This is a genomic window from Streptomyces sp. NBC_01808, assembly GCF_035917395.1.
Classification (GTDB): domain Bacteria; phylum Actinomycetota; class Actinomycetes; order Streptomycetales; family Streptomycetaceae; genus Streptomyces.
This window is the reverse complement of sequence record NZ_CP109072.1, coordinates 5,412,536-5,423,437: the sequence shown is the minus strand read 5'-3', so window position 1 is coordinate 5,423,437 and position 10,902 is coordinate 5,412,536. Positions and strand designations below refer to the sequence as shown.

Annotated in this window: 8 protein-coding genes and 1 pseudogene; 2 read left to right on the top strand and 7 right to left on the bottom strand. The window is 69.2% G+C overall.

The window, feature by feature from the left end; genetic code table 11:
• Nucleotides 1-199: 199 nt before the first annotated feature.
• Nucleotides 200-355, top strand: a pseudogene (locus tag OG946_RS36170) (transposase); the annotation flags it as partial.
• Nucleotides 356-1,223: 868 nt separating this feature from the next.
• Here the strand turns inward: OG946_RS36170 and OG946_RS24175 are convergent.
• Genes OG946_RS24175 through OG946_RS24165 form a run of 3 tightly spaced genes read right to left on the bottom strand, consistent with a single transcriptional unit; the run spans nt 1,224 to nt 5,552 of the window.
• Entirely contained in the window at nt 1,224-2,876 is a 1,653-nt protein-coding gene (locus OG946_RS24175) for a protein kinase domain-containing protein (protein WP_326798106.1), read from the bottom strand.
• 43 nt (nt 2,877-2,919) lie between these two features.
• Nucleotides 2,920-3,411: a hypothetical protein gene (locus OG946_RS24170; protein WP_326798105.1), complete on the bottom strand. Its 492-nt coding sequence runs from the start codon at nt 3,409-3,411 to the stop codon at nt 2,920-2,922.
• Between the two features lie 44 nt (nt 3,412-3,455).
• Complete coding sequence (locus OG946_RS24165; protein WP_326798104.1) at nt 3,456-5,552, bottom strand: serine/threonine-protein kinase; 2,097 nt, start codon at nt 5,550-5,552, stop codon at nt 3,456-3,458.
• A 430-nt stretch (nt 5,553-5,982) separates the two neighbouring features.
• Here OG946_RS24165 and OG946_RS24160 point away from each other — a divergent pair, with 430 nt between their 5' ends.
• Nucleotides 5,983-7,065 (top strand): IS630 family transposase, encoded by a 1,083-nt coding sequence (locus OG946_RS24160; protein ID WP_326798103.1) that lies wholly within the window; start codon nt 5,983-5,985, stop codon nt 7,063-7,065.
• Here the strand turns inward: OG946_RS24160 and OG946_RS24155 are convergent.
• The 4 genes from OG946_RS24155 to OG946_RS24140 form a co-directional block, all read right to left on the bottom strand.
• Nucleotides 7,060-7,461, bottom strand: a complete 402-nt coding sequence (locus tag OG946_RS24155) for a golvesin C-terminal-like domain-containing protein (protein ID WP_326798102.1) — start codon at nt 7,459-7,461, stop codon at nt 7,060-7,062. The two genes, OG946_RS24160 and OG946_RS24155, sit on opposite strands and share 6 nt — an antisense overlap.
• A 178-nt stretch (nt 7,462-7,639) precedes the next feature.
• The gene (locus OG946_RS24150; RefSeq protein WP_326798101.1) at nt 7,640-9,190 is read right to left on the bottom strand and encodes a DUF4189 domain-containing protein; all 1,551 of its coding nucleotides are present in this window, start codon (nt 9,188-9,190) and stop codon (nt 7,640-7,642) included.
• Complete coding sequence (locus OG946_RS24145; RefSeq protein WP_326798100.1) at nt 9,187-10,056, bottom strand: protein phosphatase 2C domain-containing protein; 870 nt, start codon at nt 10,054-10,056, stop codon at nt 9,187-9,189. Before OG946_RS24145 ends, OG946_RS24150 begins: the two co-directional genes overlap by 4 nt.
• A gap of 164 nt (nt 10,057-10,220) precedes the next feature.
• Complete coding sequence (locus tag OG946_RS24140; protein ID WP_326798099.1) at nt 10,221-10,883, bottom strand: vWA domain-containing protein; 663 nt, start codon at nt 10,881-10,883, stop codon at nt 10,221-10,223.
• Nucleotides 10,884-10,902: the final 19 nt, after the last annotated feature.

Here is a 10,902-nt window from a genome sequence, read left to right as displayed (position 1 = left end):
CGCTTGTGAATCGGAAGGCGTCGCCGGGGAAGTCAGGTTCGTTGCCGGTGCTGGTGGTGGGGCGGGGAGCGCCGAAAGGGAGTTGTTTGCGGCGGATGACGGCTTGGCCGGCGGCGAGGGAGACGGCCAGCGTGAAGCTTCCCCTTGATCGTGGACACCTGGAGACTGGGACGTGAGGTTCCAGAGGAAGTAGCGCCAGGTGAGAAGTAAGTACACGAAGCGGTACTCGGAGGAGTTCAAGCGGGACGCGGTCGCGCTGGTCCGCTCCTCGGGGAGGACGGTGGCCGAGGTCGCCCGCGAACTCGGGGTCAGCGGCGAGAGCCTACGGGCCTGGGCCAAGCAGGACCAGGCGGCATCACTTACATCGCCACCGGCGAGGGCTGGCTGTATCTGGCGACCTGGCTGGACCTGGCGACCCGGGAGGTCGTCGGCTACTGGATGGCCGACCACCACCCCGCACCGACACCGCACAACCTGATGACAACACGCCTGCCGCTGCCGCGGACGGCCACAACGCCCCCCAGCAACAGCTCATCCACCGAGCCGGACGAGACACGACCTCACGTCGATGATGCTCCGGCGACTCGGCGGACACCCGACACGCCAGCCGCAGACCCGGATCCGGAAGCACGACCCACGCCCACGCCCGGTGCCGGTCGTCTAGCCCCCGGGGCCCTACGCGAGCAGGTCCTCACGCACCTGCAAGCACACCCCACTGAGGCGTTCACCGCCACACAGATCAGCCCGGCGATCGAGAGAAGCTCCGGGGCAATCGCAAACGCCCTGGCCACCCTGACCACCAAAGGGCGGGCCGAACAGGTCACCGACGCACGCTACCGCCTGGCCGACGACGGGGGCGCCGACGCCCACTGACACCAACCACCGGTCCGTGCCCGCCGCACCCGCGGCGGGCACGGACCGCATTAACGCCAAGTGCAAGCTCTCCAAGAGAGATAGCGATCGACGCTGCCGGACTCCGACGACACAGTCTCCTTCAGGGCCTCGACGGGCCAGAGTGAGCCTGGCGGTGCCCCGCTTCACTGCCCATCAGGAGCGGGCCCGGGCGAAGAGGGGTGTGAATGCGCCAACTCACCTGCTGAGGTGGGTATTTCCCAGACGTTTTCGGTGCTATTCGCTAACGTTCTCTGCCACATCGGTCACTCGTCCGCCCCTTCCGCGCGGGGCGCAGCCCAGGGACAGTGCGTGCCTGGAGAAGTGGAGTACTAGGCGGTGCCGGGTCGGATCACGCCCATACACAATCGGACGTTCAGTTCGGGTGACCCTTCCACGGTGAAGTAGTGGTCCCTCTTGTTGTGGGGAACTCGCTCGCAGTCGTCCGAAGAGCTCCGGCCCTCGATACGGCCGATGACCACGAGGCCGGAGGGTCGGCACTGCTTCACGGTCCACGCCGTCCCCTCGGGTCCGCTGCCGATGCAATCGCCCCGGTCCGCGTTGTACGCGGCGCCGTCGCTGTGGCGGTACACCAGACAGACCGTCACGTCGGGATCGCGGGCGGAATAGCGCCACTCGACGCGGTCGACGTAGTCGCACACGCTGCGGTCAGTGGTGTTGTCGAAAGCGCGCAGGACCTCGAACACGCCACCCCCACCGCACTTAGCCGGCTCGAAGTCCATGTCCTGCATGGTCCCGGTGTTGCGAAAGCAGTCGCCTTGAGACACGTCGACGAAAGCGTGGCCGGGTTCAGCCGGGTCACCGGACGGGCCAGCCTGGTGTGTGGCGCCGGCGCCGCCCCGGTCGGTCAGCGCGGTCGCGATCCACAAGGCGCCGAACATCACGACCGCCGCGAGGGTGAGGACGGCCAGCCGCATACGCCACGAACGCGAGGGTCGTGCACCCGGTTCTGGTTCCGGTTCCGGACTGTTGGTCGCTTCCGTTGTGAAGATCTTTGTCGGGTCGAGGTCGTGGGGTCCGGGGAGGACGGCGGTGGGTTCGATCTCGGTGTAGCGGCGTAGTTCGGTGTGTTGTTGTCGGGTGAGCGTGTGGACGGCTTCGGGCCACAGCCGTGGGGGCGGGGGCGGGGGCGGTGCGTCGATCACGGCCAAGAGGGCTTGTGCATCGGGTCGTTCGGCGGGGTCGCGGGCCAGACAGGGCTCGATGACGCGGCGCAGCGCCGAGGGAATCTGCTCCAGGTCCGCGGTGGCCATCATGACGTTGAAGCGGATCTGCTCACCGGTTGTCCCCCGAAAGGGATTGCGGCCGGTGGCAGCGATCGCGAGCAGCGTCCCCAGCGAGAAGATGTCGCTGGCAGGGGTGAGGTCGGACATCCCCATCGCCTGCTCGGGCGACATGAACCCCGGGTTGCCGATCACCACTCCGGTACGAGTCACCGTGACGAGCTGAGTCTGATCAGACGCTCCGGCTTCCAGGCCCGCTGACCTGGCGATGCCGAAATCGATCACCACAGGCCCGTCGTCGGCCAGCAGCACGTTGGCCGTCGACAGATCGCGGTGGATGAACTGCGCGGCATGGATGTCGCGCAGGGCGGTGGCAATGCCTGCCGCGAGATGCAGCACGGAGTTCTCCGGCAGCGCCGCGGACTCGCTCAGAGCGCGGTGAAGGGTGGGCCCGTGATGGAACTCGTAGGCCAGCCAGGGAACTCCGGCATCAGCGTCGGCATCGACCACACGCGCGGCACGAGGGCTGCGGACTCTTCGTGCAGCGACGGCCTCCCGGCGCAGACGTTGCCGGAACGTGTGGTCATAGGCCGCGAAAGCATCGCGCACGAGCTTGACCGCAACGAGACCACCCGCGGCATCGGAGGCCAGTAACACCCGGCCCATGCCGCCCTCACCCAGCACCGCACGCGTCCGGTACGGCCCAACCGAGCGCGGATCAGACGGCGCCAAGTCCCACACAGACAGCCTCCCCCAACAATCCTGTTCGACTCAGCGAAACCTGCTATTTCGCGGGGCCAACCATGTATATCAACGTGTAGACCCCCGTGTCCTTCATGGTGGGTTCCCCCTTCTCGTCCATCGGGGCAGCGGTGAGGTCAACCGACCATTTCTTGTTCACGAAACGGAAGAAGCCTCTATCGTTCATGGCCTTGCTGAGCCCTTCCTGGGTGAATCCACTGGACTTGAACTCTTCGAGCGTCGCCGTCACCGCCTTCTTGGGCAAGCCGATGACCTGCGCACTGTGGAATTCACCCTCAATGGGTTCCGAGGCCGCCTTGATCTCGTATCCGAGAGGCAAGGGGACCTCCGGAGGCCACTTGTCGGGCACCTCGTCCTGCTTCTCCAGGGTGTCTTCCGACTGTTCGGCGGAGGGGGCCGAGGAATTGGCGGAGTCGTCGGCGCGGGACGGGGCGTCCTCCTTCTGTTCGGAACAGGCGGTCAGCAGCGCCAAGGAGACAAGGCCGGCTGCGAGCGCTGCGCTGGGACGGAGCATTGGGCTGGTCCTTCCATCGATGAGAGTGGGAGTGAAACGCGGAGTCAGTTCGCGGCTTCCTCCGCCTTCTCCAGGGACTCGGCCAACACCGGCATTCCGCCAGGCCAGCGGATCGAGAGCACCGTTGGTGAGGCAACCGAGGCGAACTCGTCGGTGCCGAACAGTTGAGCAATCCGCCCTGCCGCGAAGGCCGACAGCGCGTTCAGTTCCTCGCTGGCCAGATCCAGTTCAGCCAACTCGGACGTAGGGGAGTACAGGACGATGACATCGGATTCGAGCCGGCCCAGACCCTCGTAGTCCAGGGTGTACATCATGCCGTTGTCGTCGGAATCCAGCTCGGCCACCGAGTCCGCCGGCCGCATGCCCAGCCCTTCGAGTACCCGGACGACCGGGCTGGCATCGGAGAAGACGTGGACCCTTTTCCGGGGTGGATCGTTGACGATCGCCGCGAAGGACGATCCAGCGAGCCCGTGCTGCTTGCCGAGTTCGGCAAGCCGGGCATCGGACTCCGCGAGCAGCTCCTTGCCCTCCGCGGCCACGCCCAGCGCTTTCGCGGTGGTGGCGATGACGCCCTCCCACGGTTCCACCGAGGCACCCACAGGCCGGGCCACGACCGGTGCGATCGCGCTGAGTTGCTTGTACTGCTCCTCGGTCAGGCCCGAGTACGGAGCGAGAATGAGGTCGGGGTCGGTCGCGGCGATCTGTTCCTCGGGTAGTGCCCAGCTTGCCGAGCCGCCGCCGCTGAAGAGGACAGGGGCGTCGAGCCCTTTGTCCTCGTATGCCTGCGCAACCCAGGGCAGCATTCCCTTGCCCGATTCGGAGTCCTCCTCGGGGATGCCGACCGGGAACGTGTCCAGCGCGATCGCCGCCTCCGCGGCGCCCCAGCCCCAGGTGGCCACCCGTTTCGGCTTGGACCGGACAACCGTCTCCCCGTAGTCGTGCTTGATGCTGACGGGAAAGGCGTCGGCTGCGGCTGCGGGTGTTTTCCCCGGCGCAGCTTCACTGTCGTCCCCGATCGGCCAGGGGACGGCGAAGGCTATGGCCACCGCTACGGCGACGGCGACCACGGCGGCCAGCACGAGCAGCCCGGTGCGCGGCTTCCTCCCTGGGGCCCCGGGCTCCTCGGCCGGGGACGGGTCGGGACTGGCGCCCGGCTCCGCTTCCGTCGTGAAGATCTTTGTCGGGTCGAGGTCGTGGGGTCCGGGGAGGACGGCGGTGGGTTCGATCTCGGTGTAGCGGCGTAGTTCGGTGTGTTGTTCTCGGATGAGCGTGTGGACGGACTCGGGCCACAGCCGTGGGGGCGGGGGCGGTGCGCCGATCATGGCCAGGAGGGCTTGTGCGTCGGGCCGTTCGGCGGGGTCGAGGGCGAGACAGGGCTCGATGACGCGGCGCAGCGCGGAGGGAATCTGCTCCAGGTCCGCGGTGGCCATCATGACGTTGAAGCGGGTCTGCTCGCGGGATATGCCCTGAAACGGGTTGCGGCCGGTGGCTGCCGTCGCGAGCAGAGTCCCCAGGGAGAAGATGTCGCTGGCAGGGGTGAGGTCGGACATGCCCATCGCCTGCTCGGGCGACATGAATCCCGGGTTGCCGATCACCACTCCGGTACGAGTCACGGTGACGAGTTGAGTCTGGTCGGGTGTCCCGGCCGCCGGGCTGGCTGATCTGGCGATGCCGAAGTCGATCACCACGGGCCCGTCGTCGGCCAGCAGAACGTTGGCCGTCGACAGATCGCGGTGGATGAACTGGGCGGCGTGGATGTCGCGCAGGGCAGTGGCGAGTCCTGCCGCGAGGTGCAGCACGGTGTTTTCCGGCAGCGCCGTGGTCGTGGTCAGGGCGCGGTGGAGTGTGGGTCCGTGGTGGAACTCGTAGGCCAGCCAGGGGACTCCGGCATCGGCGTCGGCGTTGATCACTCGGGCGGTACGGGGGCTGCGGACTCTTTGCGCGGCGACGGCCTCACGGCGCAGACGTTGCCGGAAGGTGTTGTCGTAGGCGGCGAAAGTGTCGCGTACGAGTTTGACCGCAACGAGGCCGCCCGCGGGATCGCAGGCCAGTAACACCCGGCCCATGCCCCCCTCGCCCAGCACCGCGCGGGTCTGGTACGGCCCGACCGTGCGCGGATCAGCCGACGCCAGGTCCCACACAGACAGCCTCTCTTGATGAAGGTGGTGCGACTTGACCTCGTTTCCGAGGATCGCGGCCGGTTTTCCTGTAGCCGGGAGTGTGCGTCACTCTAGTCGATGACGACCAGGGCTCATTGAGGTTCCGGCAAGGTGTGGATCGCCCGGCGCTAGAAGAAGCTGTGGGTGCGGAGCGGCTCCTCCGCAGCCAGTTGGCCCTGCCCGTGCATGACGCGGCACCCGCGTCTCGCGGACCTCAACTGGACCGTGTGGGACGGCGTGAGCGTGCGGGACGTGGAGGACAACCGACTGGCGATTCTTGACGTAGCCCGAGCGGTCACGGGATAGCCCACCGCCCCCGACGATCATTTACGGGACAGCCTTTAGTAGTGCTTGACCCGGATAGTGCTAGTGTCCTGAGTCGTGGTTTCGCTGGCGGTTGTAGGGTGGGGTGATGCCTGGTCCGAAGCCGTTGCCGGTGGTGCTGTCCGATGATGAACTCCGGGTGTTGAAGGGCTGGGTGAGGAAGCGGACCGCTGCTGCGTCGCTGGTGCTCCGGTCTCGGATCGTGCTTGCCTGCGCGGAGGGTCTGTCGAATGCGCAGGTTGCGGATGGCCTGGGCATTTCGCGGGAGACGGTACGCAAGTGGCGGGCCCGTTTCGTCGCTGACCGGCTGGAGGGTCTGACGGACAGGCCGCGTCCGGGGCCGCCGCGGAAGGTCACGGACGAGCAGATCGAGGCCCTGGTGGCCAAGACCCTCGACGAGAAGCCGTCGTCGGGGGATTCGCACTGGTCGACGCGGTCGATGGCGCAGGCGACCGGCATGTCGCAGTCGGCGGTCTCCCGGATCTGGCGGGCCTCCGGTCTCAGGCCCCACGCCGTCGAGACCTGGAAGTTGTCGACGGATCCGGAGTTCGTGACCAAGGTCCGCGACGTCGTGGGGATCTACCTGGCTCCGCCCAAGAACGCCCTGGTCCTCGCGGTGGACGAGAAGTCGCAGATCCAGGCGCTGGACCGCACCCAGCCGATGCTGCCCATGGCGCCGGCGACGCCGGCGAGGATGACGCACGATTACGTACGCCACGGCACGACCAGTCTGTTCGCGGCCCTGGACATCGCCTCCGGGTCGGTCATAGCGCAGTACTACCGCCGCCACCGCCACCAGGAGTTCCTCCGCTTCCTGAAAACCATCGACGCCGCGGTCCCCAAGGACCTCGACCTGCACCTGGTGCTCGACAACTACGCCACGCACAAGACAGAGGCAGTGAAGAAGTGGCTGATCCGCCACCCACGCTTCCACCTGCGCTTCACCCCGACCTCCGCGTCCTGGCTGAACCTCGTCGAGCGCTGGTTCGCCGAACTGACCACCCGCAAACTCCGCAGGTCCGCGCATCGGAGTGTCACCGAACTTGAGCGCGACATCCGGCAATGGATCAACGAGTGGAACAAAGACCCCAAGCCGTTCGTCTGGGCCAAGACCGCCGACCAGATCCTCGACACCCTCACCGCATACTGCCAGCGAATTAACGACTCATGACACTAGCACCTCGCCCGATAGTCCCTCGGTGTCGGCTGCCGCGTCGTAGGAGCGGACGAGCTTGACGGCGTCCGCGCTGACGGTGCCCTGGCCGTTCCCGGAGACCGTGATCGATCTGGTGCCCTGCTTGTAGCGGTAGGTGCCGAGCTTCACCCACCGGTCGGCGTCCTCGGCCTGGTCGACCTTCCTGGTCGCCTGACCGCGAGGCGGCCCCAGTTGCGGACGAGGACGGTGGGTCGGTGGTCGGTGGTCTGTTCGGGTGGTGTGGTGGGTGAAGCCGGGGTGTCTGCAGGCGATGCGCCAGCGGTCGCGGCTGTTGCGGTTCTTGTCGTGGTAGTGGGGCAGGTAGGCCGTGTGCCGGGCGACGGCGCCACGGGCTTCGTCAGACGTGGTCACGGGCCCGTTCGCCGACGGCCGCGCCGCCCTGCGCTTCTGCGCCGCCCGCGACCGGACGACCATCACCTGCACCGGCCGCTACCTCAGCAAGGACGCGGCGGACTTCACCCTCCAGTGCAGGCCCCCCGGCGAGCAGCCCTACGGGGGCGGTGCCGGACGGAGACGTGACCGGTGCGGCTCACCGCGTGGTGCACACGTATGTGATCCATCTGCCGCCGCCCGCACGGGCGATGGCGTCGCGGGTGGCCTCGCCCGGCGAGTCGCCGCTGCCGCCGTGGTACCTGCGGGTGCTGCTGTTGTAGGCGACGGCGCCGCAGCCGTTGACAAAGGTCGTCAGGACCTTGCAGTCGCTGCGGTTGCACCTCTTCAGCGCCGCCGCCCTCGCCTCGGCCGACGAGTCGTAGTCCCACGATCTGGCGTATCCGCCGGAGCGGTTCACCGCTATCGCCCCGTAGTTCTTCGGAGGGGGCGGCGGTGGCGGAGGGGGTGCGGCCGGCCTCCTGGACGTCCTGGTCGGGGTGGGGTCGGGCGGATCGGGCTCGTCCTCGGGCGAGTGGTAGTCCGGCGGATCGGGGTCCGGTGGATCGTAGGTCGACGGTGTGCGCCACGACGGGGTTGTGGGGACGTCGCCCACGGAGGTGCCGGCCGCGGAACCGGTGTCGTCCTGCGCGGCCTCTACGGCGAACAGGGCGAGCAGGGCCACGACGACCGCGGCCGCGACACCGGCGCCCTTGTTGGGCGGAGTATTCGCGGGCGGGCGGGGCCCCGTCGGTGCGCCGGGAGCGCCGGGCGGTCGTGGGGAGCCCGCTGAGCCCCCGCGGGAGTGCCCGCGCCGGGCTCCGCCGGCGGCGGGCCTGGTGGAGGCCGACCCGCTCGCGCTGGTGAGCGGTGCCGCCCACTGCCCGGGTGCGGGTCTGGCCGCCGGGTCCCGGTCCAGGCCGGCGCGGGCCAACCGACCGAGCTCGGGGCTGAGCGAGGACAGCGCGGCGGGGTCCGTGGAGGTCTGGTCGCGGGCGAGCAGGCGGACGGCGAGCAGCGCGAACTTGTACGCGTCACCGGCACGGGTCGCCTTCTCCTCGCCAGCGGGGATCTCCCAGTCGGGTGTCTCGGCCTGGGGCAGCGCGGTCGCGCCGTGCAGCCGCACGGCGTCGCAGTCGATGAGGAAACAGCCGGGACGCGGGCCGGTGGCGAAGAGGAGGTTCTTCGGGGAGAGATCACCGATGACGATGCCCAGGGCATGGAGCCGGTCGAGCGTGTCCGCGAGGTCCGCCAGGAGCAGGAGCCTGTCGCGTTCGCTGATGACGAGGCCGATGCCGGCGACATAGGCGTCGTCGTTGAGCAGGTACTCCATGTTCGCGAGGCGTCGCGACGTTCCGGTGCTCCCCTGCAGTCTCTGGAGGGTGAACATGAAACGGTCGGGCACCGCCCGCATCAGGAAACCGCAGGTGATGCCCTGCTGCCGGACCACGGCGGCGGGCCAGGCCGTTCGCTCGCACAGCCATCGGCCCTGCGCGGCGGTCAGCCCCACCAGCGCTTCCAGCGCGGTCACGTCGAGTTGGGGGAGCACGGCGGGGGCGTACTCCTTGTAGACGGCGTCCCAGCCGTCGCCCTGTGAGGTGTTGACCTTCTTGTTGGTCACCTGGTGCACGGTGCCCTGCCCGCCCTGGCCGAGCCGGCGGCCCAGCGCAAGGGTGCGGTGGTCGACGACGGATGGCCGACGGGACGTCACGGTGCCGACGCTCCCGCGCGGGGCCAGATCGCGAGCAGCGTCCGGTCGTCGTCGAAGGTCTCCTTGGAGAAGTCCAGGAGATGCGCCAACCAGGGCGGTGACGGGGGCTCGGGTGCGCCGAGGTTGCGGGCGAACAGGGCGCCGACCGGGCCGTCGCCGTCACCGAGCGGGTCGCCGAAGCCGTCCGTGCCGATCAGCACGGCCTGACCGGGCACCGGTCGGACGCGGACCTGCGGCAGGGGGTCGGGCACCCGGGGAAGCGGGCGCACCTCGTTCGACACGACGGAGCTGTCCGAACCGGTCTTGCTCGCGAACAGCGCTCGGTAAGTGCTGCCCGCCAGGTCCAGCACCCATGCCCCGGAGTCCCCGACGGACCCGATGTCCACCGTGTGTCCCGCGGAGTCGGAGTGCGCCACCCCGAAGACGAGGGTCGTCGCGTACAGGCCCGCTACCTCGCCCGGTTCCGGCTCCCGGCCACCTGTCTGCCATTGGGCCAGCTCCCCCAGCTGGCTGGCGGCGTGGTGGGCGACGTCGCGAAGGTCGACGGGCCCCGGCTGCCGGGACAGCAGCTCCAGCATGCGCCGCACCGCCGCCCGGCAGGCCTCGGCGGCGCCCAGTTCGGCGTGCGAGGCGCTGGACACGCCGTCGGCGACGGCGAACACCGTGCTTCCGGTGGGCTCGTGCACGGCGGCCCGTGCGGCGTCCTGGCGGGGCTGGCGGTGGTAGCGGTGCTTGGCGCCCCGGACCGTGGCGAAGCGCAGGGTGAGCAGCGGGGTCGACCAGCCGTCGCATTCGGTGTCGGGGTGGTCGTGGGCGAAGAGGCCGACCGGTGGCCGCGCCTCGAAATCGGGGCCGGGTTCCCCCACCGTGAGGCGCCGCCAGGGCGCGTCCCGGACCGGAGGCGGGGCCGAGGGCGGGGCGGGAGGCGGCGGGACGACGGGCGGGGTCGTGGGCCGGGCGGGTATGCCGGTGCCGTGGCTGCGGCCGCCTCTGCCGGCACCACGGGCGCCGGGGCCCGCGGGCCCCGTCATCAGCCGACCTCGTCGATCGCCATGCTGAACTGGTCCGGGCGGTTCACCACCAGCTGTGGGTTGCCCGCGTTCAGGGACTGCCCCGAGGCGACCAGGCTGGCGGTGAGCGCGTGGAAGAACTCGGCGACGGCCCGGCCGATGTCCGTACCGGGCTTGGCGACGAACGCGAACTCCTTGCGCGTCGCCACCTCGACCATGGTGGACGCCTGTGCGTCGCCGATGCCGCACGCCACGATGTTCGGGGCGGTGGGTGTCCGCTCCTTGTCGACGAGCGTGCCGTGCGGCAGGCGCCAGGCGCCGCCGTCGGTGGGCTGCCCGTCGCTGAGGAAGAACACCACGGGGCGGTGGACCTTGTAGCCCTCCGCGCGCAGCCGCCGCACGTCGTGCGGAATGCGGTTCACCAGGTCGTCGAAGGCCGCCCGGTAGTCGGTCAGGCTCCGGATGACGACCTCCGGCAGGCTGGTCGCCGAGCGCATGTCGGCCATCGGCAGTCGCACTTGTACGTCGTCGGAGAAGCCCAGTACGGTCAGCCGCAGTTTCGCGGACACCATGGGCTCCGCCCTCAGTCCCTCGCACAGCGAGACCAGCCCGCCGGCCAGGTCTTCCCGGTACGGCGCCATCGACCCCGACTCGTCGGCCAGCACATACGCTGGCAGTAGCACACCCCGCGGTTCCGCCACG